Genomic DNA, 25,921 nt, shown 5'->3' with positions numbered 1-25,921 from the left:
CATGAGCAAATCCCCCGTCCACGCCTTCGCCGAGGCCCGCCGCGTGACGGCGGGCGAGGGCTTCACCCTTTCCCGCTACGCCACGGACGACGATGGCGGCCTGGGCTTCGGCAAGAAGGAGGGGGAGGCGATGCTGGAAGCCACCGTTGCCCGGATCGCCGAGCAGCAGGAGCGCCTCTACGCCGATGCGCGCTGGTCCGTGCTCTGCATCCTTCAGTCCACCGACACGGGCGGGAAGGACGGCGCCATCAAGCACGTCTTCTCCGGCGTGAACCCGCAAGGCATGCACGTCGAATCCTTCTCCGCCCCCAGCACGCTGGAGCGCTCGCACGGGTTCCTCTGGCGGCACGACGTGGCGCTGCCCCGCCGCGGCCGCATCGGCGTGCACAACCGCTCCTGGTACGAGGAGGTGCTGGTCCCGCGCGTGCAGCCCTCCATCCTCCAGGCCGCATCGCTTCCCGCGCGGCTCGTCGGCCCGCAGATCTGGGAGGAGCGGCTGGAGGACATCGCGGCGCATGAGCGCTACCTGTCGCGCCAGGGCACCCTCATCCTGAAGTTCTTCCTCCACCTCGGGCAGGAGGAGCAGCGGCAGCGCCTGCTGGCCCGCATCGACGAGCCCGCGAAGAATTGGAAGTTCCAGGCCGGCGACCTGGCCGACCGCGCCCGCTACCTCGACTACATGGCCGCCTACGAGGAGGCGATCCGCGCCACCGCCGCCCCGCACGCCCCCTGGTTCGTCATCCCTGCGGACCGGAAGTGGCTCGCGCGTCTCCTGATCGCGGAAGCGGTGGCATCGGCGATGGAGGCGCTGGACCTGCAGTTCCCGGAACTCGATTCGGCCGGCCGCACGGCACTTCTGCGCGCACGCGACGCACTCGCAAGATGACCACGCAATCGTGAATCCACTGAAACCCCTTTGGATAGGCGGAACTTCGGAATCCGGCGGGAACCCCTCTACAGGGGTTAACAGATTGAAATGCAGGTACCCCGCCGGGCGTCGCACCTTCGGGCCGCTCCGTTCCCCGGAGCGGTGAAAGCGGGCCACTCCCCGCGCCGAAGGGTTCTGCCATGTCCGACGAGCGCCTCTCCCGACGAACCCTCCTCGCCGCCACAACCGCCCTGTTCGGCCTCGTCGGCACCGCGGACGCCCGCACCGTTACCGGCCTGCCCTATCTCGGCAACGAGGTGTACCCGCCGCCCGAGGCGAGGCCAGGACCCTGGCTGTTCTTCACCGCGGATGAAGGCGCGGCGATCGAGGCGATCGTTGACCGCCTGATCCCCACCGACGATCTCGGCCCGGGCGGCAAGGAGGCGGGCTGCGCCATCTTCATCGACCGCCAACTCGCCGGTCCCTATGGGCGCAACGAGGGCATGTACATGCAGGGCCCGTTCCCTGCGAACCCGCTGCCCACGCAGGGCTACCAGAACCAGCTCACCTTCGCGGAGCAGTACCGCCGCGGCCTCGCCGGCCTCACGGCGCATGTCGCGCGCAACTTCGGCAACCGCAAGCCGCACCAGCTCTCCGCCGAAGAGATGGACCGCCTCCTCACCTCTATGGAGAAGCGGGAGGCCAACTCGCCCGAGTTCAACGGCAGCGCGCTGTTCGACCTGATCCACAACAACACGATGGAAGGCTTCTTCGCCGATCCGATCTACGGCGGGAACAAGGACATGATGGGCTGGAAACTCATCGGTTTCCCAGGCACGCGCTACGACTATCGCGAAGTCTTCGACAAGCTGAACACCCGCTACAACCGCCCGCCCGTGAGCCTTCTTGGCCGACCCGAGTGGAACAAGGCCGGAGGTCGCACCTGATGCGCCGTCTTCCCCGCAAAGATGCCGTGATCGTCGGCCTCGGCTGGACCGGCGCCATCATGGGCCACGAGCTCTGCCAGGCCGGGTTGCAGGTGGTGGCGCTGGAACGCGGCCCCTGGCGCGACACCGCCAGCGACTTCAACATCGGCACCGCGCCGGACGAGCTGCGCTACGGCATCCGCAACGACCTCTTCGTGCGCCCGAGCCAGGATTGCGTCACCGCGCGCAACACCATGGACCAGGTGGCCCTGCCGATCCGCCGCTGGGGCAGCTTCCTGCCCGGCAACGGCGTGGGCGGCGCCGGCATCCACTGGAACGGCCACACCTGGCGCTTCCTGCCGAGCGACTTCAACATCCGCAGCCACTACCTGGAGCGCTACGGCGAGGGGATCTTCCCCGAGAACCACATGATCCAGGACTGGGGCATCAGCTACGACGAGCTTGAGCCCTATTACGACAAGTTCGAGTACCTCTGCGGCATCTCCGGCACGGCCGGCAACGTGAACGGCCAGATCCAGCCGGGCGGCAACCCCTTCGAGGGCTGGCGCCAGCGCGGCTATCCCACGCCGCCGCTGCGCATGCAGCACGCGCAGAACATGTTCACCAAGGCGGCGACGGAGCTGGGCTTCAAGCCCTTCCCGCTGCCCTCGGCCAACCTGTCGCAGGCCTACACCAATCCGCTCGGCGTCACCCAGGGCCCTTGCACCTACTGCGGCTTCTGCGAGCGCTTCGGCTGCGCGAACTACTCCAAGTCCTCCGCGCAGACGACGATCCTGCCCGTGCTGATGCGCCACCCCGGCTTCGAGGCGCGCGTGCAGTGCGAGGTGGTGCGCGTGCTCAAGAGCGGGGACGGCAAGACCGCCACCGGCGTGGTGTACGTGGACGAGACGGGCGAGGAGTGGGAGCAGCCCGCCGACCTCGTCATCCTCGCCGCCTACCAGCTCTGGAACGTGCGGCTGATGCTCTACTCCGGCATCGGCAGGCCCTACGACCCGAACAGCGGGGAAGGGGTGGTCGGCAAGAACTACGCCTACCAGGCCAATTCGGCGGTGAACGGCTTCTTCGACAACCAGCTCTTCAATTCCTGGGCCGGCGCCGGCTCCCTCGGCATCACGGCCGACGAGTACAATGGCGACAATTTCGACCACACCGGGCTGAACTTCGTCGGCGGCGCGAACATCAACTGCACCACCTTCCACGCCCGCCCTATCTCCGCGCGCCCCATACCGCCGGGCACGCCGCGCTGGGGCAGCGCCTGGAAGAAGGCGACCCGCGACAACTACCTGACCACCCAGAACATCGGCAGCCAGGGCAGCAACATGTCCTACCGCGACTGCTACCTGGACCTGGATCCCACCTACAAGGACCGCCTCGGCCGCCCGCTCCTCCGCATGACCTTCGACTTCAAGCCGAACGAGGAGCGCATGTCCGCCTACGTCACCTCGAAGATGGAACCGATCATGCGGGCCATGGGCGCGAAGCAGATCGTCTCCAATCCGAAGAAGGGGCCGTGGAGCGTCGTGCCCTACCAGACCACCCACAACACCGGCGGCGCGATCATGGGCGACAATCCCAGGACATCGGCCGTCAACAAGTACCTGCAGGTCTGGGACATGCCGAACGTCTTCGTCATGGGCGCCTCCGCCTTCCCGCAGAACGCCGGCTACAACCCCACGGGCACGGTGGGCGCGCTGACCTATCACGCGGCGGACGCCATCACGAAGCAGTACCTGAAGAACCCCGGCCAGCCGCTGGTGCAGGCCTGATGCGCGCGCCCTCTCCCAAGGCCGCGCTGCTCGCCGCAGCGACCGGCCTTGCCGCCCTTACCCTCGGCCCCGCCCCCCAGGCGGCGCCGGACAACTACGACGCCGTCGAGCGCGGTCGCTACCTCGTCACGCTCGGCGACTGCGTGGCCTGCCACATGAACCCGAACGGAAATCACGAGGGCGCCCAGGGCTTCGTCGGCGGCCGCCCGATCGAGACGCCGTTCGGCATGATCACCACGCCGAACATCACGCCGGACCGCGGGACGGGCATTGGCACCTGGAGCGAGGACGAGTTCTACCGCGCCATGCACGAGGGCATCCGCCCCGGCGGCGCGCGGCTCTACCCGGCCTTCCCCTACACCTACTTCACGAAGATGACGCGCCGTGACGTGGACGCGGTCTACGCCTACCTCAACACGCTGGAGCCGATCCACAACCCGGTGGACCGCAACACGCTGCCCTTCCCCTTCAACATCCGCGCCTCCATGCTCGCCTGGAACGGGCTGTTCTTCGAGCCCGGCGAGTTCCGCCCGGATCCGAACCGCTCGCCCGAGTGGAACCGCGGCGCCTACATTGTGGAAGGCCCTGCCCATTGCGGCGCCTGCCACACGCCGAAGAACATGCTCGGCGGCGACCGCAACAGCCAGCACTTCGCTGGTGGCCCGTTGCAAGGCTGGCTCGCCGCCAGCATCACCAACGATCAGCGCCTCGGTCTGGGCAGCTGGAGCGTCGACGAGATCGTCGAGTACCTGAAGACGGGCCGCAACGCCCGCAGCGCCGCCTCCGGACCTATGGCGGAAGTGGTGGAGTACTCTACCGGCCTGATGACGGATGCCGACCTGCGCGCCATCGCCGTGTACCTGAAGGAACCTTCGCAAGAGGCCACGCCAGCGGCCGCCCGCACCCCGGTCTCCGGCGATGACGACCGGATGAAGATCGGTGAGGCGATTTACACGGACCGCTGCATGGCCTGCCACACGGGCACCGGGCAGGGGGTGCCGCACATGTTCCCGCGCCTCGCCGGCAGCCAGATCGTGCAGCAGGAGGGCAGCGAGGGCGTGCTGCGCGTGGTGATGCAGGGCGTGCGCGCGGCCTACACGCCGCACGCCCCTACCTCGCCCGCCATGCCCGCCTTCGCCTGGCGCCTCAACGACGACCAGGTGGCGGCGGTGACGACCTACATCCGCAACGCCTGGGGCAACGCGGCCCCTGCCGTCTCGGCGGGTGATGCCGCCAACATGCGGCGGCTGCTCGAAAACCGGCCCTGATCCGGCCGGGGAGAGGCAACACGGCCCGGCTTGGCCGCGTTGCCCTCCCGATGATCCCTCGCCGCCAGCTCCTCCTCGCGGCCGCCGCCCTCCCGGCGGCCGGCTGTTCCGCCCTTGACCTTGCCAACGGCCTGACCCCGGCCGGGGCCGCAGCCCTCCAGCAGGGGATTCCCTATGCTCCGGGAGAGCGGGGCCGCTACGACCTCTACACGCCCGAGGGCGCGGGCCCCTCCGCCCCGCTGATCGTGTTCTTCTACGGCGGAGGCTGGACCTCCGGCTCCCGCGCCGATTACGGCTTCGTCGCGCGCCCACTCGCGTCGCTCGGGGCGCTGGTGGCCGTGCCGGATTACCGCCTCTTCCCCGAGGCCCGATGGCCCCTCTTCGTGGAGGACGGTGCGGCGGCCGTGCAGGTAATCCTTGCCGGCCCCGGCCGCGGGCGGCCCGTGATCCTCATGGGGCATTCCGCCGGCGCCTTCATCGCCCTGGCGCTGGCACTTGATCCCCGCTGGCTCGGCCCCGCGCGGGAGAGGCTGGCCGGTGCCATCGGACTGGCCGGGCCCTACGAGTTCGGGCCGGAGGACGACCCCAGGGGCATCTTCGCCAACGCACCGGGCGGCCGTGCCCGAGCCGCTCCGGCAGACACCCGGCTTTCCGGCGGCGCCCCGCCGCTCCTGCTCCTGCAGGGGGAGGCCGACGAGACCGTGCGCCCGGCCCAGGCCACCCGGCTGTCATCGCTTGCCCGAGAACAGAGGATTTCCGTGGAAACCTGCCTCTACCCCGGCGTCGGCCATATCGGGATCATCGCGGCCCTGGCGAGCCCGGTGAGAACCCTGGGCCTGGAAGGCGCGCCGGTGCTGGAGGACACTCGGGGGTGGCTGGCACGGCTCTCCCCCGATCGGGCCTGAACGCCGCTCAAACCGATTCCAGCCGGATGTCATCCGCTTTCGGCCAGCCCACCTCCGGGCGGATCACGAGCCGGCCGACGCCCTTCCGCATAGGCCCGGTCATCAGGGCATCCTCACCCGGGTGCTCGATCAGCCAATGATAGACGGCGGCCAGTGCCGCCATCCGGCTCTCCCCGTTGATGGCATAGACGGCGTCACCATGGGCGAACTGGGAAATCTGCTGGCCGGGCACGCCATAGGCGCCGTCCAGCCTCTCCCATTCGGGATGGGCGGCGATGCGGGGCATCACCACCGCTTCCAGCAGCGCCAGGAAGTTGGGGTGGATGCGGCGCAGGCTGCTCGCGCCCGCCTCCGCATCTCCCTGATTCCCGCCACCGAACTCATCGAGGGCCGCGCCCTTCTGAGCTCCGTTGCGCCTCATGACGTACTGGGCCAGACCGCCGAGGAGCAGGAGGCCGATCAGGATGGGCCCACCGGCCGAGAGAATGAAATCTAGACGACCGCCGCCCATACCTGCTCCTCAGTGATCCCGGGCGGCGGTCAACCCGCCGCCTCGGGCTCCCGCTCCGCCTCGCCGTCGCCATCGTTCCCGCCGCCGTCCTGCTGATGGCCCTCTTCGGGCTTCGGCAGGGCCGGCGGGGGCGCCTCGGCGATATCGAAGCTCAGCGCTCCGTCCTTTAGCCCCACCTTCACCGCGCCACCCTTCACCAGCTTGCCGAAGAGCAGCTCCTCGGCCAGCGGCTTCTTGATGTACTCCTGGATCACGCGGGCCAGCGGCCGCGCGCCGTAGAGCCGGTCGTAGCCCTTCTCCGCCAGCCACTCCTTGGCGGCGGAGGACAGCTCGATCGTCACGTTCCGGTCCGCGAGCTGGGCCTCCAGCTGCATCACGAACTTCTCGACCACGCTGCCCACGATCTCCTGCGAGAGGCCGGAGAAGGGAACGATGGCGTCCAGGCGGTTGCGGAACTCCGGCGTGAACATCCGGTTGATCGCCTCAGTGTCCTCGCCCACCCGGGCCACCTGGCCGAAGCCGATGGCGGGCTTCGCCATGTCGGCAGCGCCGGCATTGGTGGTCATGATGAGGATGACGTTGCGGAAATCGACCGTCTTGCCGTTGTGGTCCGTCAGCTTCCCGTGGTCCATCACCTGCAACAGGATGTTGTAGAGATCCTGGTGCGCCTTCTCGATCTCATCGAGCAGGAGCACGGCGTGCGGGTGCTGGTCGATGCTGTCGGTCAGCAACCCGCCCTGGTCGAAGCCCACATAGCCCGGGGGCGCGCCGATCAGCCGGCTGATGCTGTGCCGCTCCATGTACTCGGACATGTCGAAGCGGATCAGCTCGATGCCGAGCGTCTTTGCGAGCTGCTTGGCCACCTCCGTCTTGCCGACGCCCGTGGGGCCGGAGAAGAGGTAGTTGCCGATCGGCTTCTCCGGATCGCGCAGCCCGGCCCGGGCCAGCTTGATCGCGGCGGACAGCGCCTCGATCGCCTGGTCCTGGCCGAAGACCATCGACTTCAGGTCGCGCTCCAGGCTCTTGAGCGTCTCCTTGTCGTCGGTGGACACGCTCTTGGGTGGGATCCGCGCGATCTTCGCGACGATGTTCTCCACGTCCTGCAGCGTGACGGTCTTCTTGCGCTTGTTCTCCGGCACCAGCATGCGGGAGGCACCGACCTCGTCGATCACGTCGATCGCCTTGTCCGGCAGCTTCCGGTCATGGATGTACTTCGCGGAGAGCTCCACCGCCGCGCGGATAGCCTCCGGCGTGTACTTCACCTTGTGGTGCTTCTCGTAGTTGACCTTCAGCCCCTGCAGGATCTTCACCGCGTCCTCGACCGACGGCTCGTTCACGTCAATCTTCTGGAAGCGGCGGACCAGCGCGCGGTCCTTCTCGAAGTGCTGCCGGTACTCCTTGTAGGTGGTGGAGCCGATGCAGCGCAGGGTGCCCTGGGCGAGGGCCGGCTTCAGCAGGTTGGACGCATCCATCGCACCGCCCGAGGTCGCACCGGCACCGATGACCGTGTGGATCTCGTCGATGAACAGGATGGCGCCGGGCTGCTGCTCCAGCTCGTTCACCACGGCCTTCAGCCGCTCCTCGAAGTCACCGCGGTAGCGCGTGCCGGCCAGCAGGCTGCCCATGTCCAGCGCATAGATGGTGGACTTGAGCAGGACCTCCGGCACGTCCTCCTCGATGATCCGCTTCGCCAGGCCCTCGGCGATGGCCGTCTTGCCCACGCCCGGGTCGCCCACGTAGAGCGGGTTGTTCTTCGTCCGGCGGCAGAGGATCTGGATCGTGCGCTCGATCTCCTCGGCGCGCCCGATCAGCGGGTCGATCTTGCCCTGGCCAGCCTTCTTGTTGAGGTTGACGCAGTAGTTGGACAGCGCGTCGCCGCCGCGCTTCTGGCCGCCCTCGCGCCGCTCCTCGTTGCCGCGGCCCTCGCCCTCACCCTCGCCATCCTTGCCCGCATTGCCCTGCACGGGGCGGGACTGGCTGCGGCCGGGGGCCTTGGCGATGCCGTGGGAGATGAAGTTCACCGCGTCCAGCCGCGTCATGTCCTGCAGCTGCAGGAAATAGACGGCATGGCTCTCGCGCTCGGAGAAGAGGGCCACGAGCACGTTGGCGCCCGTCACCTCGTCCCGGCCGGAGGACTGGACATGGATAGCCGCGCGCTGGACCACGCGCTGGAAGCCGGCGGTCGGCTTCGGGTCACCCCCGCGGTCGGTCACCAGCCCGGCCAGGTCCTTGTCCAGGAACTCGGCCAGATCGCGCTTCAGCTTATCCACGTCCACGCCGCAGGCGCGGAGCACGGTCGTCGCGTCCGTGTCCTCGGCGAGGCTCAGCAGCAGGTGCTCGAGGGTCGCGTACTCGTGGCGGCGTTCGCTCGCCAGGCCGAGGGCGCGATGGAGCGTCTGTTCAAGGTTACGGGACAGCATAATCGACGCTCCCCTGTGTCATGGCCGCCGGGATCTCCCGCAGGGCGTCCCCCTGGACGCGAAGCTTGGGGCGGCCGCAACTCTCAGTCTTCCAGTCATATTGTGACCCATTCCCCGAACGCCGAGGGGAGGGGTCGGTTACGCCGTGTTTCACTGCTCCGGCGTTTCCCATTTCTGAACCCGACTCAGTCTTTCTCGATGGTGCACTGGAGAGGGTGCTGGTTTTGCCGGGCCAGGTCCATCACCTGTGTCACCTTGGTCTCCGCCACCTCGTAGGTGAAGACCCCACAGACCCCCACGCCCCGCCGGTGGACGTGCAGCATGATCTGGGTCGCCTGCTCCCGGCTCTTCTGGAAGAAGCGCTCCAGCACGTGCACGACGAACTCCATGGGCGTGTAGTCGTCATTCAGCATGAGGACCTTGTACATGGTCGGCTTGCGCGTCCGGGGACGCGCCTTGACCACAACCCCCGTCGCCGGGCCGCCATCGCCGGTCCCGCCCTCGCCCGGGGGAGTATTGGGCCGGGCAGGGCCGTTGCCGCCCTTCCCGGGGTCCTCGGGGTTGTTGCCCGGGCCGCAGCTCGGGCGCGTATCCTGCTCTTTCATCGCCCCGCCATGCTCTCACGGATCGCCGGCTTGCCAAGAGGCCACCGTCTCTCCCGCACCTGAATCTGGATTGAGGATATGGATCGCGCTGCGCGAGGTGAAGCCTCACGACGCATTCGCGATATGGGATTGCCCCGGCCCTGGCGCCAGGGCCGGGCCGGACACCCCAGGAATGCAAAAAGGCCCCGGCCACCTGCCCCTTGGGGGCGGGCGGCCGGGGCCCTTGGGTGCCGGCGGCGGGGCGGGCCCCGCCGGCCGGGCTCGGATCAGGCCGCGAGCGGCTTGCCCATGCGCTCCATGGCGAGGGAGACGCGCTGGGACACCGGGCCGGAAACCTGCTCGGCGAGGCGGAAGGAAGCCTCCTGCAGCTTCGCCGTCTCGGACATCACCTTGTCCACCGCGCCGCGGGCGTAGGTGGTCTGGATGTCGGCGGCCTCCTTCAGGCTCTTCACGCCGGAGAGGGCGCGGGCGCCCTCGAGCGCGTGCTCCGTCAGGGCCTGCGCGAAGGAGAAAGCCTGGCGGCTGATGTCCTGCGTGCCCGTCATCCAGGTCTGCGCCACCTGGGCCAGGGTCTCGGCGTTCCCGCGGGAGAACTCGGCGAACTCCTGGGCGGCCTTGCTGGCCTGCTCCATGGCGGTCTGCATGCCGGCGACGGTCTGGGTGCTGGCCGCGTTGGCGAAGGCCGCGGCGCGCGGGGCAGCGGTGGTGGCAGCGGCCTCGGGCAGGGCCTGGGCGGTGCTCACGGTCTCGGCCGCCAGACGGGCGACCTTCGGGGCTTCATTGGCCATGTAACTGTCTCCTTGGAACTCGAAGAGGCAGGCCATGATTGTCGCCATGGCTTTGCTGCGCTGCAACACGAGCCTTTTAGCGAGCGCAACGACCGCTCGTCCACAAGTTTTTTGCACCGCACAATCGAATTCCCAGCCCGCCTCTGCAACTTTCGCGCGAGTTGAAAATCTTGCAATTACCGAATTCTAAACGATTATCCTGCAACTTCCGATGGACAGTCACGGGCCCGCGCCCTTATCGTCCGGCCAGGTCCGGCTGGGGGGTTGGGCCGGAACGGCGCAGGCGGGGGCCGCGCCGAGATACAGGGGGAGCCTGCATGGCACAGGGTTTGGCGGCCGGACACGGCCTGCGGGATGGCAAGGGCCTGCCCGGGGCGCGTCCGAAGCGGGCACGCTGGCTGGCCGCCCTGATTCCCGCCCTGCTGGCGGCCGGTGCCGCCCTCACCCCCGCCGCCGCCCAGATCGGCAGCGAACGCTACTCCTCCTTCATCATGGACGGCCGCACCGGCCAGGCCCTCGGCGGCGCCAGCATGGACGAGGCGCGCTACCCCGCCTCCCTCACGAAGATGATGACCCTCTACATGCTGTTCGAGGCGATGCGGGAGGGCCGCATCACCATGAACAGCCGCATCTACATCAGCGAGGAGGCGAACAGCCGCCAGCCCTCCAAGCTCGGCGTGCCCCCGGGCATGACCATCCCGGTGGAGGTCGCGATCTACGCCCTCACCATGAAATCCGCGAACGACGTGGCGGTCGCCATCGGCGAGGCGCTGGGCGGCAACGAGACCACCTTCGCCCAGATGATGACGCAGAAGGCACGTCAGCTCGGCATGACGAACACCACCTTCCGCAACGCCTCCGGCCTGCCGGACTGGGACCAGACGACGACGGCGCGCGACATGGCCACCCTCGGCCGCCGCCTCTTCATCGATTTCCCGGAGCGCTGGCACTACTTCGGCAGCCCCAGCATCCGCGTCGGCAACTACGCCTTCCGCAGCCACAACCGCATGATCGGCGAGTACGAGGGCGTGGACGGCGTGAAGACCGGCTTCATCAACGCCTCCGGCTTCAACAACGTCGTCTCCGCCCAGCGCAGCGGCCAGCGCGTCTTCGTCGCCGTCTTCGGCGGCAACTCCTGGATCGAGCGCGACCGCCACGCGGCGATGCTGCTGGACGACGGCTTCGCCCGGCTCGGCGTGCAGCCCTCGGCCCGGGTGCCAGAGATGGTGATGGCCCGCGCCCCCTCCGTGCTCGGCCGCGCCCAGGCCGCCACGGTGGCCGCCGCGTCCGTCGCGCGCTCCAACATCCGCCAGGTGTCGCTCCGCGTCGCTCGCCCGGTGGCGGAGCCGGCCGCCGCCCGCGGCCGCCGCGTTGCCGCCGCCACCGTGCAGCGCGGCACGCGCACCACCGCCGTCAGCACCCGCCGCGTGGTGGAGCAGGGCGATGGCGGCCGCGTCCTCCGCGTCTCCACCACCCTTCGCCGCCCGGCCGCCGCGCCGGCCCGCCCCGTGGCCGCCCCGGCGCGCCCGGCGAAAGAAGCCCGCCACGCCCGCCGCTGAGGCACCCCGCGAACCGTTCTGGAAGGGGGCCGGCCGCGTGCCGGCCCCCTTCTTCGTTCAGGCCATCCCGCCGCGCGCGGAAACCGGCCACAGGCATTCCACCCGCCCGCGCCGCACGCCCACATACCAGTCGTAGCGGTCCACCGTCGGGTCGCAGTGGCCGGGCACCAGCCGCAGCCGCTCCCCGATCCTCGGCCGCTCGCCGCCCTCCACCGCCAGGGCCCCGTGCTCGTCCGAGGCGCCGACATAGCGCACCCCCGGCCGCTCCCAGACCAGCGGCAGGCCGGAATCCACTGACACCGCCTTGTGCCCGGCATCCAGCACCGCCACCCCGTCCCGCGGGGCGGACATGACTTGCGCCAGCACGAACAGGCTCTGCCGGAAGGCGGGCGGGTTGCCGTTGGCGGCGTAGTCCGCGTCCATGAAGGCGTAGGACCCGGCCTGGATCTCCGTCCACAGCCCCGCCTCCAGCTCCAGCTCGTAGGTGCCGGTGCCGGCGCCGCCGATGATGGGGCAGGGCAGGCCGCGCTGGGTCAGCTGCTCCACCGTGCGCCGCACCCCCTCCGCCGCGCCCGCGATCGCGGCCCGCCGCTCCTCGATGGTCCGCTTGTGCTGCGCGTTGCCGTGATAGGCCTGCAGCCCGCCGAAGATCAGGTGCGGGGAAGCGGCGATCCGCTCGGCCAGCGCCACCGCCTCCGGCCCAGGCGAGACGCCGCAGCGCCCGGCGCCCACGTCGATCTCCACCAGCACCTCCATCCGGCGCCCGGCATCCCGCGCCACGTCGGCAATGGTATCGATTGCCCCCGCATCGTCCGCGCAGACCGCCACCTTCGCGATGCCGGAGAGCGCCGCCAGCCGCCGGAGCTTGCGCGGGTCCACCACCTGGTTGGAAACGAGGATGTCCGGCACCCCGCCCCAGGCCAGGGCCTCCGCCTCCGCCACCTTCTGCACGCACTGCCCGACCGCGCCGTGCCGGATCTGCTGTAGCGCCACCACCGGGGACTTGTGGGTCTTGGCATGGGCCCGCAGCTTCGCTCCCGTGCCGGCCAGCCGCGCCGCCATGGCGTCCAGGTTCGCCTCGAAGGCGTCGAGGTCGAGCAGGAGGGCAGGGGTGTCCACTTCCTCCTCGCGCATACCGGGTTCGGCGGGGGGTGGTTGCAGCATCCGGGTCGCTCCGTGGTCGCGTCCCTTCTATCGCGCGGCGGGGCCTCCGTCAGGGCCAGTCGCGTTCCCCGGCCATGCGGCGAGGCACCACCCAGGCGCGCGCCAAAACCGGGCCACGCGGGCCGTGAACGCGGATGGGAATGAGACGGTAGCAGGCACCCTCGTATCGCCGCAGCGCCGCTACGGCCGAGGCGGCGGGCCGGATCAGTGCGCCTTCAACCTGCCCATGGGGCGAGGGGACCAGCGTCGGGTAGGGCGTGCCCCTGAAAACCACGCGCCGGAAGCCGTTCAGAACCGCCGGCCGCATCGCGCGCGGCAGGCCGGGATCGCCGGACCGGCGCGCCAGGATGCGCCGGTCCAGCAGGGTACCGTAGAGGAAGACGGGTGTCAGGGCGGATCGCCGCAGGGCCGAAGGGCCCGGAGGCGTGAACCCGCCCCGCCGATCAATGCCCCGCGTTCTCGCCGGAGAAGTCCGGCGCCGCCAGCCCGCTCGCCTCAAGCTGGCGCGCGATCCCGGCCTTCAGCCGCTCCAGCCCTTCCTCGGTCTTTGCCTCGGCGCGGGCCACCAGCACGGCTTGGGTATTGGAGGCGCGGAGCAGCCACCAGCCGTCATCCGTCAGCACGCGCACGCCGTCCACGTCCTGCACCTTCGCGCCCTCGGCGGCCAGGCGGTCCTTCACCTCGGCCACCACCTTGAACTTGCGGTCCTCGGCGCAGTCGAAGCGCAGCTCCGGCGTGTTGATCACCTTCGGCATGGCGTCCCGCACGGCCGAGAGCTTCTCGCTCATCCGCGCCACGATCCCCAGCAGCCGCACGGCGGAATAGGGCGCGTCGTCGAAGCCGTACCACTTGTCGGCGAAGAAGATGTGGCCGGACATCTCGCCCGCCAGCGGTGCCCCGGTCTCCGCCATCTTGGACTTGATGAGGGAGTGGCCGGTCTTCCACATCATCGGCGTGCCGCCCGCCTTGGCGATCTCGTCGAACAGCACCTGGCTGGCCTTCACGTCCGCGATGATCGTGCCGCCGGGCTTGGACTTCAGCACGTCCCGCGCCAGCACCACCATCAGCTGGTCGCCGAAGAAGATGTTGCCCTTGTCGTCCACCACGCCGATGCGGTCCGCGTCGCCGTCGAAGGCGATGCCGAGGTCGGCGCCCTGCTTCGCCACCTCGGCGATGATCTGCTCCAGGTTCTTCGCCACCGTCGGGTCGGGGTGGTGCGCCGGGAAGCGCCCGTCGATCTCACCGTTGATGACGAAGTGCTCGCCCGGCAGGCGGGCGGCCAGCATCTTGGTGATCTCGGCGCCCGATCCGTTGCCGGGGTCCCACACCACCTTCAGCTTGCGCTCGCCGCCGTCATAGTCCTGCATCAGCCGCGCCACGTACTGCTCGGCGATGTCCTCCTGGCGGGAGGAGCCCTGCGCCTCCTCCACCACGTCGCCCTCGGCCGCCATCTTGCCGAGGTTCTGGATGTCGGCGCCGAAGAAGGGCTTCTTGCCGATCATGGACTTGAAGCCGTTGTAGTCCGGCGGGTTGTGGCTGCCCGTCACCATCACTGCGCCATCGGTGCCGAAGTGGTAGGCCGCGAAGTAGAGCATCGGCGTCGGCGCGCAGCCGATGCGGATCACCTCCATGCCGGAGGCCACCAGCCCCGCCACGAGCTTCTCCTCCAGCATCGGGGAGGAGAGGCGGCCGTCGTAACCCACCGCCACCTTCGCCCCGCCCTTGCGGGAGACGATGGAGCCGAAGACCCGGCCGATGGCGAAGGCGTCCTCCCCGGACAGGGTTTTCCCGACCACGCCGCGAATGTCGTACTCGCGCAGGCTCGTCGGGTCGAAGCGGTGGCTGAAGCTCGGCATGGCGTCTCGTGTCTCAGAAGCGTCCGGTGGACTGGTACGGGAACCCGCGCCCGCAGGGCGCGCCGGGGTCCCAGGCGTTACGCGGGTCGGGAATAATCCCGCCCTTCATGGCGGCCATGAGGCGCCCGGGGCGGGAAAGCACAAATTTCATTCCCGGTCATCAACGGGAAGGGCGCGCCCGCCCATGCGGCCGCGCCCCGAGAACCCCGAGGGCAGGGCGCGGCCAATAGCCGCCCCGGCCCCGACTTCTAGCCCAGGTACTTCGGCAGGAACTCGCGCACCGCAGATGCGAGGTCCGGGCGCTTCAGCGCGAAGGCGATCTGCGCCTCCAGGTAGCCGGCCTTGTCGCCGCAATCGAAGCGCCGGCCCTCGTAGCGCAGGCCGTGGAAGGGCTGCTGCCCGATCAGCTTCGCCATCCCGTCCGTCAGCTGCACCTCGCCGCCGGCGCCCTTCTCCATGGCGGAGAGGTAGTGAACCACCTCCGGCATCAGGACGTAGCGGCCGATGATGGTGAGGTTGGAGGGCGCCTCCTCCACCTTCGGCTTCTCCACCAGCCCCTTCACGGAGACCAGCTTGCCCTTGTCCTCCTGCACGTCGAGGACGCCGTACTTGTTCACGCGATCCATCGGGACTTCCTCGATGGCCACCACGTTGCCGCCCGTCTCCTGATAGGCGTCGGCCAGCTGCTTGGTGCAGGAGACCTCGCACTGCATCAGGTCGTCCGGCAGCAGGATGGCGAAGGGGTCGTCGCCGATGAAGGTGCGGGCGCACCAGATCGCGTGGCCCAGGCCCATCGGCACCTGCTGGCGCACGGTGGTGATGGAGCCCGGCTCCACCGCGCTCGCCCGCAGCTCGGCCAGGATCTGGTCCTTGGCGCGCTCCTTCAGGGTGCGCTCCAGCTCGTAGGCCACGTCGAAGTGCTCGACGATCGCGGTCTTGCCGCGGCCGGTGATGAAGCAGAACTGCTCGATCCCCGCGTCCCGCGCCTCCTCCACCGCGTACTGGATGAGGGGCTTGTCCACGACCGGCAGCATTTCCTTCGCCAGCGCCTTGGTGGCGGGCAGGAAGCGGGTGCCCAGGCCCGCGACGGGCAGGACGGCCTTCTTGAGGGGCTTCGGCACGTTGTCGATTCCCGACTGGTGTTGGACGGCCGGTTTGCCACGGCCGGGGAGACTTGGGAATGCGCCCGTCGGTTGTGGGTTTCGTCTCAGGGCAGGAGAACGTCCCGCGCCGCGTTCAGCCGTGCGGCCAGCCAGGCCGATCCCCCCGCATCCGGGTGGGCGGCCCGCATCAGCCGGGCATGGGCGGCGCGGATCTCGGCCTCCGTCGCGCCCTCCGCCAGGCCCAGCACCGCCAGCGCCTCGGCCCGGTCCGGCGCGGGGGTGGCGGGGCCTGGCTCGCGCCAGCCGGGATCGGCGCGGTCCGCCCAGGCCTCGATCAGCGGCACGCTCTCCGGGTCCTCCGCCGCCGCCTCGGCCAACAGATCGCGCAACTCCTCCCGGGAAAGGCCGGAAAGGTCCCGCCCGGCCTGCTGGCCCCGCCGCACCCGGCCGGAGAGGGTGCCGGATGCCGGGTCCAGCCGCATGGCCAGCATCGCCGTCTCCACCTCGTCGGCCGGGGCGGTACCGAGCGCCGAGGGCGGCCGCCGCGCCCGCCACCAGCGCCAGAGCAAGGGGACGAAGAGCGTTGCCACCCAGAACACCTGCCCCAACCGGCCCGAGACCAGCAGCACCGCCGCCAGGACCAGGCCGAAGCCCGCGGCCAGCAGCGCGGCCCCCCATTTCACCTGCTTCACGCTGGCCTGGGCGAAGGCGGCAAGCCCGCCCACCACCAGCGCCAGCAGGGCCGCCCCGGCCGCCAGCGCGATCATCGCCCGGCCCCCGGTGCGGGAAGCTGGGCCAGCAGCGCGGCCGTGCCCGGCAGCCGCGCCAGGGCCTCTCGCCCGCCCGCCGCGAAGGCGGCGGCACCCCGCAGCAGGGCCGCCAGCGCGTCGCGGCTGCGATGGTCGAAGGGCGCCCAGGCCCCACCACTCGCGCGGGCGATCCCGCGCAGGACCGGGGTGGCCGTGGGATCGTCCCCCTCCTGGAAGACGAAGCAGGGCACGCCCCGCGCCCCCAGCCGGGCGGCGGCGGACAGGATCGCGCCGGGCTCCTCCTCCACCGCGTCGCCGACGAAGACCAGGGCGTGCAGCCTCTCCCGCGCCGCCTCCGCTTCCGCGTGCCGCAGCAGGCGCAGGATCTGCGTGTGGCCCGCCCGGCACTGCACTCCCGTCATCGCCGCCGCCAGCGCCCGCGCGTCCGGCAGGAAGGCCGTGGCGCGGAACTCCCCGTGCCCCCGGTAGTAGGCGAGGCTGACGCAGAGCCGCCCGGCCGCCGCGAACATCTCCGCCTGAAGGTGGCAGGCCCGGTCCCAGCTCGGCTGGCGGCTCGCGGTCGCGTCCACGGCGAAGAGAAGCCGCGCGGGGGAGGCGGCGGCGCGCAGCGCGGGCACCGAGGCGGCCTTCTCCAGGAAGGCGGCCACGGCGGAGGAGGGGCGGGCGGGAACCGGCAGCTGAGCCATTTCCGAGGACATGGTGTGCCGCACCGCCCGGCGGAACGGCTGGCGCAGGGCTGGCGCGGGGTTGATTGGCGCGCCCCCTCCGCCGCCCCTAGCCTGTCCGGGAACAAAGGAGACGCCGCATGAATCGCCGACTGCTCCTCGCGGGCTGCTTCGCCCTGCCGATCGGCCTGGGCGCCCTGGCCCAGGCGGAGGCGGACCGGCAGCTGGATGCCGCCATCGCGCGGCTGCGCACCGCCCTCGGGCCGGATGCGGTCGTGGAATGGCGGGAGCGGCGCGTCGATCCCGTCACCGGCGCCGCCCGCCTCGCCGGCGTCACGGTTCGCCAGGGCCCCAACCGGCTGACGGCGGAGGAGATCACGCTTTCCGGTCTGGCCGAGGACCGGGTGGCCCAGGCCGTCGCCAACGGCGTGCGGCTGGAGGAGGCGAAGCGCGGCGACGCCCCGGGCCCGATGGTGGCCACCCTCGGCCGCGTCACCCTCGCCGGCTTCGTCCTGCCACCGGCCACGCCGGGCGGGCCGGTCAACTGGTCCGCCGCCACCCTCGAATCCGGCCAAGCGGAAGGGCTGCGCGTGGAGGCCCCCGGCCGCGGCGAGGCCTCGCTCGGCCGCGCCTCCGTCACGGGCTACGCGCCCGGCCGCCTCGGGGAAGCGGTGCTGGAAGGGCTGACCTTCACCGATCGCAGCAAGGGCGAGACGCGCCTGGCGCTCGGCCGCGCCCGGCTGGCCGGCGCCGTCGTGCCGCGCATCGGCGGGGAGGTGGATCCCTGGGCCCTGGCCGCCGACGCCGCCCTGCTGGAAGGGGTGGAGCTGAAGGTGGAGAAGGAGGAGGTCGCCATCCGCATGGGCCGGGTGACGGCCGAGGCCTGGGGCGAGGGTCGCAACACGAACCTGGCCGCTGAGGGGCTGCGGGTGGAGGGCAGCAGCGCGGAAACCGGCCCCTTCGCCGCCGATCTCGGGCGGCTGCGCGTGGCCGGCGTGCCGTTGCGCGACATGGCCCGCGCCTACGCCACCGACGTGAACCCGCCCCAGCCCCGGCAGGGCGAGGAGCAGTCGGCCGATCTGGAGGGGCTGGCCGTCACCGCCGGGGGCGCGCCCCTGGTGCGGATCGGCACGCTGCGCGCCACCAGCGGCTGGGATCCCGCCGCGCCCGCCACCCAGGCCAGCGCCCTGGCGGCGGAAGGCATCTCCTTCAACCTGCCCGACGAGTTCGGTGGCGCGTGGCTGAGCGGGCTCGGCTTCAAGGACATCCTCGCCCGCCTGACGATGGCGGCGAAGCTGACGCCGGAGGGCCGGATGACCGCCGACCCCCTGTCCTTCGACCTCGCGAACATGGGCCGCCTCGGCATCACCATGGATGTCCGCGGCGTGGAGGTGCCCAAGGCCGGCGCGCCGAGCCCGGACAAGGACGATCCCTTCGCCCTCGTGGCGAACTGGTCCCTGGCCGGCTTCTCCATCCGCTACACGGAGGACGGGCTGCTCCGCGCCGTGCTGGCCCAGCAGGCTCAGCAGGAAAGGGTGCCGGAGCAGCAGCTGCGGGAGCGCTACGCCACCATGGCCCTGCGCGCGCCCTTGCCGGGCACCGGCCCGAAGGAGCCGCTGGAGATCCGCCGGATGCGGGAGGCCCTGGCAGGCTTCGCGCGCAATCCCGGCAGCATCGAGATCGCCCTGCGCCCGGCCAAGCCCGTGCCGATGCTGGAGCTGATGGGCGCGGCCGCCCTGCCGCCGGACCGGCTGGTGCGGGACCTCGGCCTGAGCATTACCGCCACTCCGCCGGCGCCCAGGCCCTGACGGCCGGCGCCCGGGCGGCCGTCAGGCCGTCTGGGCCGCCGCGATCGCCGAGAGGTTGACGATGCCACGCGCGGTGGTGCTGGGCACCATCACGTGAACCGGCTTGTTCATCCCCAGCAGGATGGGCCCCACCTGAAGCCCGTCCGCGGCCGCCTTCAGCAGGTTGTAGGCGATGTTGGCCGAATCGAGGTTCGGGAACACCAGCAGGTTGGCCGAACCCGTCAGGCGGCCATCCGCCACGGCGCGGGACCGGATGGCCGGCTCCAGCGCCGCGTCCGCGTGCATCTCGCCATCCACTTCGAGGGACGGGTCGCGTTCCTGGATCAGCCGCAGCGCCCGCCGCATCTTGCGGGCCGAGGGAGCGTCCGATGCGCCGAAGGAGGAGTGGGAGAGCAGCGCCACGCGCGGCGTGACGCCGAAGGCCCGCACCTGCTCGGAGGCGAGCAGGGTCATCTCCGCGATCTGCTCCGCGTCCGGCTCCACCAGCAGGTGCGTGTCCACGAAGAACAGCGTGCCGGCGGGCAGGATCACACCGGTCATGGCATAGACGCGGCCGGCATCCGGGCGCTTGCCCACGATGTCGAAGGCCTGGTGCCAGTGCGCCATCCAGTCGCCCAGCCCGCCCACGATGGCGGCATCCACCTGCCCGGTTTCCAGCAGCATGGTGGCCGCGACGGTGGGGCGGGTCCGCAGAGCGCGGGCGGCGGCATCGGGCGGGATGCCGCGCCGGCCGACCTTACCCTGGTACACCGGCAGCAGGGGCGCCAGCGTCTCCTCGTCGGCGCCGGGGTCGATCACGGTCACGCTGTCGTCCAGGTCCATGCGCAGGCCCATGGACCGGACCTTTTCCGCGATCACCTCGCGCCGGCCGATCAGCACGGGGTCCGCGATGCCCTCGTCCAGCACCGTCTGCACGGCGCGCAGCGTCCGCTCGTCCTCGCCCTCGCCATAGACGATCCGCCGGCCGGCGCCCCGGGCCGCGGCGAAGACCGGGCGCATCAGGTCGCCGGAGCGGAACACGAAGCGCTCCAGCCCTTCGCGATAGGCGTCGAAATCCGCGATGGGGCGGGTGGCCACGCCGGATTCCATCGCCGCCCGGGCTACGGCCGGCGCGATCTCCAGGATCAGCCGGGGGTCGAAGGGCTTGGGGATGATGTAGTCCGGCCCGAAGATCGGCGCCTGGCCGCCATAGGCGGCCACCACCACCTCGCTCGCCTCCGCCCGCGCCAGCCGTGCGATGGCCTCCACGCAGGCGACCTTCATCGCCTCGTTGATCGTGGTGGCCCCGGCATCGAGCGCGCCGCGGAAGATGAAGGGGAAGCAGAGGACGTTGTTGACCTGGTTCGGGTAGTCCGAGCGCCCCGTGGCCACGATCGCGTCCGGCCGCGCCGCCCGCACCGCCTCCGGCAGGATCTCCGGCTCCGGATTGGCCAGGGCCAGGATCAGCGGGCTCGCCGCCATGGAGGGCAGCCACTCCGCCTTCAGCACGCGGGGCGCGGAGAGCCCGAGGAACACGTCCGCGTCCGGCAGGGCATCGGCCAGGGTGCGCGCATTCGTCGCGCGGGCGTAGCGGGCCTTGTAGGGGTCCATCAGGACCTCCCGGCCCTCATAAACCACGCCCTCGATGTCGCAGACCGTGATGTTCTCCCGCTTGGCGCCCATGGCCACCAGCAGGTCCAGGCAGGCCAGGGCCGCGGCGCCGGCACCGGAGGTGACGATCTTCGCCGCCTCGATCGGCTTGTTCTGCAGCAGCAGCCCGTTCCGCACGGCCGCCGCCACGATGATCGCCGTGCCGTGCTGGTCGTCGTGAAAGACCGGGATCTGCATCCGCGCCCGGAGGGAGCGCTCGATCTCGAAGCACTCCGGCGCCTTGATGTCCTCGAGGTTGATCGCGCCGAAGGAGGGCTCGAGGACGGCCACCGCCTCCACGAACTTCTCGGGGTCGCGCTCCTCCACCTCGATGTCGATGGAGTCGATGTTGGCGAACTTCTTGAAGAGGACCGCCTTGCCCTCCATCACCGGCTTGGAGGCCAGCGCGCCGATCGCCCCCAGCCCCAGCACCGCCGTGCCGTTGGTGATCACGGCCACCATGTTGCCGCGGGTGGTGTAGTCGTAGGCCGTGGCGGGATCCGCCGCGATCTCCATGCAGGCGGCCGCCACGCCCGGCGAGTAGGCCAGGCCCAGGTCGCGCTGGGTCGCCATGCGCTTGGTGGGCTCGATCGCCAGCTTTCCCGGCCGCGGGAAGCGGTGATAGTCGAGCGCGGCTTTGCGGAAATCCTCGTCCATGGGTCCGTTATGGCCCTGTGCCCGGCCCGGCGCCAGACGGGAACCGGGGCGGCCCCCTCGCGTTCGGCGCATGGCATCAGGGAACGGAGGCGGGAATGCCGGGACCAACGGACGATCCGGGCGGCGAGCCGCGGCCGGGCGACGCCGCGCCCCTGGGCGCGCCGGGCACCGAGGAGATGGTGTGCGAGGAATGCCAGGGCGCCGGCGAGCTGATGGGCAAGCCCTGCCTGTCCTGCAACGGCACGGGGATGGTGAACCGTCGCGTCTCGGATAAGCCGGGCATCGCGGTGGGCGAGGGGCCGGAATTCGGCTCCGGGCGCGGCTGATCGGCCGGGGCTGCCCGCCCGGCCCTCCGGCGCCGCCGGTCAGCCCCTCGAAGCCCTCCGCGCGACTTCGCAATGGACCGAGGCCAATCCCGGCCGGCCGATGGTGGAGGCGCTGAGCGGCTTCGGATCGGCCAGGAAGGCCAGCACGCGCTGCCGGGCCTCCTCGTAGGTCGGCTCCCGGTTCAGCATCGCCACCGTGGCATGCATGCCCGGCCGGAAGTAGTCGACGGAGTAGACCGGCTCCTGCTGGCCGAGCTCCCTCATGATCTGGTTCCCGATCGAGGAGTGCTCGACCGTGAAGTAGGAGGTGAGCCGGTTGTCCCGGGCGACGATGAGGAACTCGTACATCACGCCGAAGCGGCCCGCCGTTTCGTAGCACTGGTGGACGCTCACCAGATCCTGTCCGTGCGGGAAAGCGTCGATCACGAAGGCGGGCGGGGTGGGCGGCGGCACGGTGTCGCGGAGCCGCTGCCAGCTCTGCTGGATTTCCGCGCGGGACCGCTCCCAGCCCGCCCCATCCCCGGCGAGGCGGTAGAGCAGGGGCTCGAGGTAGCGGAAGCTGATGTCGTCGGGGTGGCCGCGCATCCAGTCATCGATGAGGCGGATCGCTTGCCGGTGGTCCTTGCGGCCCATCGCGGCCGAGACCTCGTTCCGGGCGGCAACACGCGCCGGGTCGGAAGCCCCGGCGGCCTGGACCGGGGCGGCGGCTTCCGGCTTGGAGGAGGGCGCCGCCACGCAGCCGGACAGCACCAACAGAGCCACCCCCAAACTCCAGCCGAAGCGCATCGCCCATCCCCTCGTTGCGAGGCCGGGCGCTTAGCATGGGATTGAGGGGCCGTCTGCCCGCGACCGCGAGGTGCGGAAGGGGCTGGCCCTAGGTTCGGGCGGGGCCCTGCGCTACATGCAGCGCGCGGCCGTTGGACTGGCCGCCCTGGGGCAGTTCAGACTGATGAAGAGAATGGTGCGGTCAAGAAGATTCGAACTTCCACGGGGTTTCCCCCACCAGCACCTCAAGCTGGCGCGTCTACCATTCCGCCATGACCGCAAGCAGGACACAACCCTGAGGCTGCTCCGCGGCGGGGCGTATAACCGATGAGCGCGGCGGCATCAACTGGGGTTCCGACCCCCGAATGGCTGATTTCCGAAGGCCGGGTCTCCGTGCCCGACGCCCTGGCCGCGATGGAGGCCCGCGTGGCGGGAATCCGCGCCGGCACGGCGGAGGAGGCGGTCTGGCTGGTGGAGCACCCGCCGAGCTACACCGCCGGCACCTCGGCGAAGGCCGAGGGCCTGCTGGACACCCGCTTCCCCACCTTCGAGGCCGGGCGCGGCGGCCAATGGACCTATCACGGCCCCGGCCAGCGCACCGCCTATGTCATGCTGGACCTCACCCGGCCCCACGGCACCGTGCCGGCGCGGGACGTGCGCGCCTATGTCCACGGGCTTGAGGAGTGGATGATCCGCGCGCTGGACCGCTTCAACATCCGGGGCGAACGGCGGGAGGGCCGGGTCGGCATCTGGGTGGCGGACCGGACGACGGGCACGGAGTCGAAGATCGGCGCCATCGGCGTCCGCGTCTCCCGCTGGGTCTCCTGGCACGGCATCGCCCTGAACGTGGAGCCGGACCTCGCCCATTTCGGCGGCATCGTGCCCTGCGGCATCAGCGAGCACGGCGTGACCAGCCTGCACGCGCTAGGCATACCCGCCACCATGGAGGAGGCGGATTCCGCCCTGATGGCGGCCTGGGCGGAGGTCTTCGGGGCGTAGAGGGCGGGTGGCGCCGAGGCGGCCTACATCTGCCGCAGCGCCACCTCCCGCACCGCGTGGTCCGGCCCCTTGGTCAGCACCAGGTGCGCGCGCGGGCGGGTGGGCTGGATGTTCTCCACGAGGTTGGGCAGGTTGATGTCCCGCCAGATCCCCCGCGCCACCACCTTCGCCTCCTCCTCCGACAGGTCCTTGTAGTGGTGGAAGTAGGATCGCGGGTCCTGGAAGGCGGTGCGCTGGAGGACGAGGAAGCGCTGCACGTACCAGGACTCGATGTCCTCCTCGGCCGCGTCCACGTAGACGGAGAAATCGAAGAAGTCGGAGGCCAGCACGGAGGTGCCGGCGGTCTGCAGCACGTTCAGCCCCTCGAAGATTAGGATGTCCGGCTGGCTCACCACCTCGGACTCGCCGGGCACGATGTCGTAGCTCAGGTGGGAATAGACGGGCGCGCGCGCCTCCGCCTCGCCCGCCTTCACGGCGCGGAGGAAGGCGATCATTCGGCGCAGGTCGTAGCTCTCCGGGAAGCCCTTGCGCCGCATCAGCCCGCGCGCCTCCAGCATCTTCGTGGGAAGAAGGAAGCCGTCGGTGGTGACGAGCTGCACGCGCGGATGGTCCGGCCAGCGGGCCAGGACCGCCCGCAGCAGGCGCGCGAAGGTGCTCTTGCCCACTGCGACGCTGCCCGCCACGGCGATGACGTAGGGCGGCACGCGGGCAGGGCGGCCGAGGAAGGTGTCCTGCACCGCCGCCAGGCTGCGCGCCGCGGTTACATGCAGGTTCAGCAGTCGGGAGAGGGGCAGGTGGACATCGGCCACCTCGGCCAGCGAAACCTGGTCGGCCACGCCGCGCAGCGCCTTCACGTCGGCATCCGTCAGAGGCAGCGGGGTGCTGGATCGCAGCGCGGCCCATTCCGCGCGGTCGAAGACGCGGTAGGCCCCGGACTCCTCCGTACCCGCGAGCGGACCCGACACCACCTCGTCCATCCCGACCATCGTTCCCCCGTTTGCGGCGGAGCTTAGAGCAGGGCCGGCCCGCGCTTTCCAGGGCCGGCACGAAAAAGGGGCGCCCCTCACGGGACGCCCCCTTCAATCAACGCCCGCTGTCGCGGAAATCGCTGTCCCGCCAGGAACGGTCCTTCCGCTCCCCGCGCGGCGCGTCGCCCCGCGCGGGCTCCGCCCGGCGCTGGCCGCGGTCGTCGCGGCGCGGCGGCTGGCCGCCGGAGCGGTTCCCGCCGCCGGCATTCCCGCCCGGGCGCCCCTGGGCGTGGCGCTGCCCGTCGCGCCCATGGCCGCTCCCCTGGCCGTTTCCGTCACGGCGCTGCGGGCGCCCCTGCTGCTGGCGGTTCGGCCGGCGCGGCACGGGGCCGGTCGGGATCTCGCCCTCGGCCGGCACCTGCTGGCGCGTCAGCTTCTCCACGGCGCGGAGGAGGGAGATCTCGTCCGGCGCCACCAGCGCCACCGCCTCGCCCGAGGCGCCCGCACGGGCCGTGCGGCCGATGCGGTGGACATAGGTCTCCGGGACCTCCGGCAGGTCGTACTGGATCACGTGGGTCACGCCATCCACGTCGATTCCGCGCGCCGCGATGTCGGTGGCCACCAGGATCGGGGCGCTGCCCTTCTTGAAGGCCTCGAGCGCCCGCTCGCGCTGGCCCTGGCTCTTGTTGCCGTGGATGGCGCCGGCGGACAGGCCGTCCTGCTCCAGCTGCTTCACAATGCGGTCCGCGCCGTGCTTGGTGCGGCTGAACACCAGGGCCCGGCCCACTGTCTCGCCGCGCAGGATCTCGGCCAGCAGGCGGCGCTTGCCGTCGGCCGGGGTGTGGATCACGCGCTGGTTCACCCGCTCGGCGGTGGTGGCCACCGGCGTCACCTCAACCCGCACGGGGTCGGGCAGCAGCTCCTTGGCCAGCTTGGCGATGTCCTCCGGCATGGTCGCGGAGAAGAACATCGTGTGCTTCGTGCGCGGCAGCATGCCGGCGATGCGGCGGATGGAGGGCCAGAAGCCGCGGTCCAGCATCTGGTCGGCCTCGTCGAGGACGAAGACCTCGATCCCGTCCAGCTTCAGGGCGCGCTGGTTCAGCAGGTCCATCAGCCGGCCCGGGGTGGCGATCAGCACGTCCACGCCCTTGGCCATGGCGCGCTTCTGCGGGTTCTCCGGCACGCCGCCGAAGATCAGCGCGGTGCTGGGCCGGATGTGGCGCCCATAGGCCCGGATGCTCTCATGGATCTGGGAAGCCAGCTCGCGCGTGGGCGAGAGGATAAGGACGCGGCAGGTATAGGGCGCCGCGCGCTTGGGGTCGTTCGCCAGCCGGTGCAGCAGGGGCAGGGAGAAGGCGGCCGTCTTGCCGGTACCGGTCTGGGCGATGCCCAGCACGTCGCGGCCCGCGATGGCGGCGGGAATGGCCTGGGCCTGGATGGGGGTGGGGGAGGTGTAGCCCTCCTCCTCCAGCGCGCGCAGAAGGGGCGCCGCGAGGCCGAGCTCGTTGAACTGCGTCATGGATTCCAATCGGGGCAGCCCAATCCCGGGCTGCCGAGGCGGGTGGAGGCGCCCC

General features: G+C 70.9%; 23 protein-coding genes and 1 tRNA gene. 9 read left to right on the top strand and 15 right to left on the bottom strand.

All coding sequences use genetic code 11. From position 1 onward, the window contains the following. Position 1 precedes the first annotated feature (1 nt). The 5 genes from NRP21_RS06655 (at position 2) to NRP21_RS06635 (ending at position 5,754) form a co-directional block, all read left to right on the top strand. Positions 2 to 886, top strand: coding sequence for a PPK2 family polyphosphate kinase (locus tag NRP21_RS06655; RefSeq protein ID WP_257715386.1), 885 nt, complete (start codon positions 2 to 4; stop codon positions 884 to 886). 182 nt (positions 887 to 1,068) lie between these two features. Beyond that, positions 1,069 to 1,815 carry a gluconate 2-dehydrogenase subunit 3 family protein gene (locus NRP21_RS06650; protein ID WP_257715385.1) on the top strand — a complete coding sequence of 249 codons (747 nt, stop codon included), beginning with the start codon at positions 1,069 to 1,071 and terminating at the stop codon, positions 1,813 to 1,815. Then, positions 1,815 to 3,581, top strand: coding sequence for a GMC family oxidoreductase (locus tag NRP21_RS06645; protein ID WP_257715384.1), 1,767 nt, complete (start codon positions 1,815 to 1,817; stop codon positions 3,579 to 3,581). Before NRP21_RS06650 ends, NRP21_RS06645 begins: the two co-directional genes overlap by 1 nt. Then, positions 3,581 to 4,849, top strand: coding sequence for a c-type cytochrome (locus tag NRP21_RS06640; RefSeq protein WP_257715383.1), 1,269 nt, complete (start codon positions 3,581 to 3,583; stop codon positions 4,847 to 4,849). Before NRP21_RS06645 ends, NRP21_RS06640 begins: the two co-directional genes overlap by 1 nt. A gap of 50 nt (positions 4,850 to 4,899) precedes the next feature. Beyond that, on the top strand, positions 4,900 to 5,754 hold the full coding sequence (locus NRP21_RS06635; protein ID WP_257715382.1) for an alpha/beta hydrolase: 855 nt from the start codon (positions 4,900 to 4,902) through the stop codon (positions 5,752 to 5,754). Positions 5,755 to 5,761: 7 nt separating this feature from the next. Here NRP21_RS06635 and NRP21_RS06630 read toward each other — a convergent pair whose 3' ends face one another. From NRP21_RS06630 to NRP21_RS06615, 4 genes are all read right to left on the bottom strand, one after another. Next, positions 5,762 to 6,265, bottom strand: a complete 504-nt coding sequence (locus NRP21_RS06630; RefSeq protein ID WP_257715381.1) for a hypothetical protein — start codon at positions 6,263 to 6,265, stop codon at positions 5,762 to 5,764. Positions 6,266 to 6,294: 29 nt separating this feature from the next. Next, positions 6,295 to 8,685, bottom strand: a complete 2,391-nt coding sequence (clpA, locus tag NRP21_RS06625) for an ATP-dependent Clp protease ATP-binding subunit ClpA (protein ID WP_257715380.1) — start codon at positions 8,683 to 8,685, stop codon at positions 6,295 to 6,297. A 185-nt stretch (positions 8,686 to 8,870) separates the two neighbouring features. Next, complete coding sequence (gene clpS / locus NRP21_RS06620; protein ID WP_257715379.1) at positions 8,871 to 9,290, bottom strand: ATP-dependent Clp protease adapter ClpS; 420 nt, start codon at positions 9,288 to 9,290, stop codon at positions 8,871 to 8,873. A gap of 266 nt (positions 9,291 to 9,556) precedes the next feature. Continuing rightward, positions 9,557 to 10,078: a phasin family protein gene (locus tag NRP21_RS06615; RefSeq protein ID WP_257715378.1), complete on the bottom strand. Its 522-nt coding sequence runs from the start codon at positions 10,076 to 10,078 to the stop codon at positions 9,557 to 9,559. A 317-nt stretch (positions 10,079 to 10,395) separates the two neighbouring features. Here NRP21_RS06615 and NRP21_RS06610 point away from each other — a divergent pair, with 317 nt between their 5' ends. Beyond that, the gene (locus NRP21_RS06610; RefSeq protein WP_257715377.1) at positions 10,396 to 11,637 is read left to right on the top strand and encodes a D-alanyl-D-alanine carboxypeptidase family protein; all 1,242 of its coding nucleotides are present in this window, start codon (positions 10,396 to 10,398) and stop codon (positions 11,635 to 11,637) included. A gap of 57 nt (positions 11,638 to 11,694) precedes the next feature. Here NRP21_RS06610 and NRP21_RS06605 read toward each other — a convergent pair whose 3' ends face one another. From NRP21_RS06605 to NRP21_RS06585, 6 genes are all read right to left on the bottom strand, one after another. Next, positions 11,695 to 12,801, bottom strand: coding sequence for a DSD1 family PLP-dependent enzyme (locus NRP21_RS06605; protein WP_257715376.1), 1,107 nt, complete (start codon positions 12,799 to 12,801; stop codon positions 11,695 to 11,697). 49 nt (positions 12,802 to 12,850) lie between these two features. Beyond that, complete coding sequence (locus NRP21_RS28005) at positions 12,851 to 13,300, bottom strand: gamma-glutamylcyclotransferase family protein (RefSeq protein ID WP_408639605.1); 450 nt, start codon at positions 13,298 to 13,300, stop codon at positions 12,851 to 12,853. After that, positions 13,245 to 14,657 carry a phosphoglucomutase/phosphomannomutase PgmG gene (pgmG, locus tag NRP21_RS06600; protein WP_257715375.1) on the bottom strand — a complete coding sequence of 471 codons (1,413 nt, stop codon included), beginning with the start codon at positions 14,655 to 14,657 and terminating at the stop codon, positions 13,245 to 13,247. Before pgmG ends, NRP21_RS28005 begins: the two co-directional genes overlap by 56 nt. A 248-nt stretch (positions 14,658 to 14,905) precedes the next feature. Then, positions 14,906 to 15,778: a UTP--glucose-1-phosphate uridylyltransferase GalU gene (galU, locus tag NRP21_RS06595; protein WP_257715374.1), complete on the bottom strand. Its 873-nt coding sequence runs from the start codon at positions 15,776 to 15,778 to the stop codon at positions 14,906 to 14,908. A gap of 86 nt (positions 15,779 to 15,864) precedes the next feature. Beyond that, positions 15,865 to 16,527, bottom strand: a complete 663-nt coding sequence (locus tag NRP21_RS06590; RefSeq protein ID WP_257715373.1) for a J domain-containing protein — start codon at positions 16,525 to 16,527, stop codon at positions 15,865 to 15,867. Further along, the gene (locus NRP21_RS06585; RefSeq protein WP_257715372.1) at positions 16,524 to 17,216 is read right to left on the bottom strand and encodes a VWA domain-containing protein; all 693 of its coding nucleotides are present in this window, start codon (positions 17,214 to 17,216) and stop codon (positions 16,524 to 16,526) included. The genes NRP21_RS06590 and NRP21_RS06585 overlap by 4 nt, the downstream gene beginning before the upstream one ends. A gap of 119 nt (positions 17,217 to 17,335) precedes the next feature. On the opposite strand from NRP21_RS06585, the gene NRP21_RS06580 reads away from it, so the two are divergent. Beyond that, positions 17,336 to 19,003, top strand: a complete 1,668-nt coding sequence (locus NRP21_RS06580; RefSeq protein ID WP_257715371.1) for a hypothetical protein — start codon at positions 17,336 to 17,338, stop codon at positions 19,001 to 19,003. Positions 19,004 to 19,024: 21 nt separating this feature from the next. Here the strand turns inward: NRP21_RS06580 and NRP21_RS06575 are convergent, their stop codons facing one another. Beyond that, a complete protein-coding gene (locus NRP21_RS06575) occupies positions 19,025 to 21,289 on the bottom strand; it encodes an NADP-dependent malic enzyme (protein WP_257715370.1) in 2,265 nt (754 codons plus the stop codon). A gap of 95 nt (positions 21,290 to 21,384) precedes the next feature. On the opposite strand from NRP21_RS06575, the gene NRP21_RS06570 reads away from it, so the two are divergent. Then, positions 21,385 to 21,615, top strand: a complete 231-nt coding sequence (locus NRP21_RS06570) for a hypothetical protein (RefSeq protein WP_257715369.1) — start codon at positions 21,385 to 21,387, stop codon at positions 21,613 to 21,615. A 39-nt stretch (positions 21,616 to 21,654) separates the two neighbouring features. Here the strand turns inward: NRP21_RS06570 and NRP21_RS06565 are convergent, their stop codons facing one another. Both NRP21_RS06565 and NRP21_RS06560 read right to left on the bottom strand, forming a co-directional pair. Beyond that, positions 21,655 to 22,377, bottom strand: coding sequence for a hypothetical protein (locus NRP21_RS06565; protein ID WP_257715368.1), 723 nt, complete (start codon positions 22,375 to 22,377; stop codon positions 21,655 to 21,657). A 197-nt stretch (positions 22,378 to 22,574) separates the two neighbouring features. Next, positions 22,575 to 22,660 (bottom strand) — tRNA-Leu (locus NRP21_RS06560). A gap of 47 nt (positions 22,661 to 22,707) precedes the next feature. On the opposite strand from NRP21_RS06560, the gene lipB reads away from it, so the two are divergent. Next, entirely contained in the window at positions 22,708 to 23,379 is a 672-nt protein-coding gene (gene lipB / locus NRP21_RS06555) for a lipoyl(octanoyl) transferase LipB (protein WP_257715367.1), read from the top strand. Positions 23,380 to 23,402: 23 nt separating this feature from the next. Here lipB and coaA read toward each other — a convergent pair whose 3' ends face one another. Both coaA and NRP21_RS06545 read right to left on the bottom strand, forming a co-directional pair. Then, positions 23,403 to 24,356 (bottom strand): type I pantothenate kinase, encoded by a 954-nt coding sequence (coaA, locus tag NRP21_RS06550; RefSeq protein ID WP_257715366.1) that lies wholly within the window; start codon positions 24,354 to 24,356, stop codon positions 23,403 to 23,405. Positions 24,357 to 24,462: 106 nt separating this feature from the next. Next, entirely contained in the window at positions 24,463 to 25,866 is a 1,404-nt protein-coding gene (locus NRP21_RS06545; RefSeq protein WP_257715365.1) for a DEAD/DEAH box helicase, read from the bottom strand. Between the last annotated feature and the right edge of the window lie 55 nt (positions 25,867 to 25,921).

The organism is Roseomonas populi (assembly GCF_024594815.1).
In the GTDB taxonomy this organism is placed as follows: Bacteria; Pseudomonadota; Alphaproteobacteria; order Acetobacterales; family Acetobacteraceae; genus Roseomonas; species Roseomonas populi.
The sequence above is the reverse complement of the archived record's forward strand: the minus strand, read 5'-3'. Positions and strand labels throughout refer to the sequence as shown.

Bases quoted from the DNA above. Each gene is read 5' to 3' on its own strand.
- NRP21_RS06655 (WP_257715386.1), top strand. From the start codon at position 2: ATGAGCAAATCCCCCGTCCACGCCTTCGCCGAGGCCCGCCGCGTGACG.
- clpS (WP_257715379.1), bottom strand. From the start codon at position 9,290: ATGAAAGAGCAGGATACGCGCCCGAGCTGCGGCCCGGGCAACAACCCC.
- NRP21_RS06640 (WP_257715383.1), top strand. From the start codon at position 3,581: ATGCGCGCGCCCTCTCCCAAGGCCGCGCTGCTCGCCGCAGCGACCGGC.
- lipB (WP_257715367.1), top strand. From the start codon at position 22,708: ATGAGCGCGGCGGCATCAACTGGGGTTCCGACCCCCGAATGGCTGATT.
- NRP21_RS06570 (WP_257715369.1), top strand. From the start codon at position 21,385: ATGCCGGGACCAACGGACGATCCGGGCGGCGAGCCGCGGCCGGGCGAC.
- NRP21_RS06605 (WP_257715376.1), bottom strand. From the start codon at position 12,801: ATGCTGCAACCACCCCCCGCCGAACCCGGTATGCGCGAGGAGGAAGTG.
- NRP21_RS06545 (WP_257715365.1), bottom strand. From the start codon at position 25,866: ATGACGCAGTTCAACGAGCTCGGCCTCGCGGCGCCCCTTCTGCGCGCG.
- NRP21_RS06615 (WP_257715378.1), bottom strand. From the start codon at position 10,078: ATGGCCAATGAAGCCCCGAAGGTCGCCCGTCTGGCGGCCGAGACCGTG.
- coaA (WP_257715366.1), bottom strand. From the start codon at position 24,356: ATGGACGAGGTGGTGTCGGGTCCGCTCGCGGGTACGGAGGAGTCCGGG.
- NRP21_RS06580 (WP_257715371.1), top strand. From the start codon at position 17,336: ATGAATCGCCGACTGCTCCTCGCGGGCTGCTTCGCCCTGCCGATCGGC.
- NRP21_RS06610 (WP_257715377.1), top strand. From the start codon at position 10,396: ATGGCACAGGGTTTGGCGGCCGGACACGGCCTGCGGGATGGCAAGGGC.
- NRP21_RS06635 (WP_257715382.1), top strand. From the start codon at position 4,900: ATGATCCCTCGCCGCCAGCTCCTCCTCGCGGCCGCCGCCCTCCCGGCG.
- NRP21_RS06590 (WP_257715373.1), bottom strand. From the start codon at position 16,527: ATGATCGCGCTGGCGGCCGGGGCGGCCCTGCTGGCGCTGGTGGTGGGC.
- NRP21_RS06645 (WP_257715384.1), top strand. From the start codon at position 1,815: ATGCGCCGTCTTCCCCGCAAAGATGCCGTGATCGTCGGCCTCGGCTGG.
- NRP21_RS06650 (WP_257715385.1), top strand. From the start codon at position 1,069: ATGTCCGACGAGCGCCTCTCCCGACGAACCCTCCTCGCCGCCACAACC.
- NRP21_RS06575 (WP_257715370.1), bottom strand. From the start codon at position 21,289: ATGGACGAGGATTTCCGCAAAGCCGCGCTCGACTATCACCGCTTCCCG.
- NRP21_RS06585 (WP_257715372.1), bottom strand. From the start codon at position 17,216: ATGGCTCAGCTGCCGGTTCCCGCCCGCCCCTCCTCCGCCGTGGCCGCC.
- pgmG (WP_257715375.1), bottom strand. From the start codon at position 14,657: ATGCCGAGCTTCAGCCACCGCTTCGACCCGACGAGCCTGCGCGAGTAC.
- clpA (WP_257715380.1), bottom strand. From the start codon at position 8,685: ATGCTGTCCCGTAACCTTGAACAGACGCTCCATCGCGCCCTCGGCCTG.
- NRP21_RS06630 (WP_257715381.1), bottom strand. From the start codon at position 6,265: ATGGGCGGCGGTCGTCTAGATTTCATTCTCTCGGCCGGTGGGCCCATC.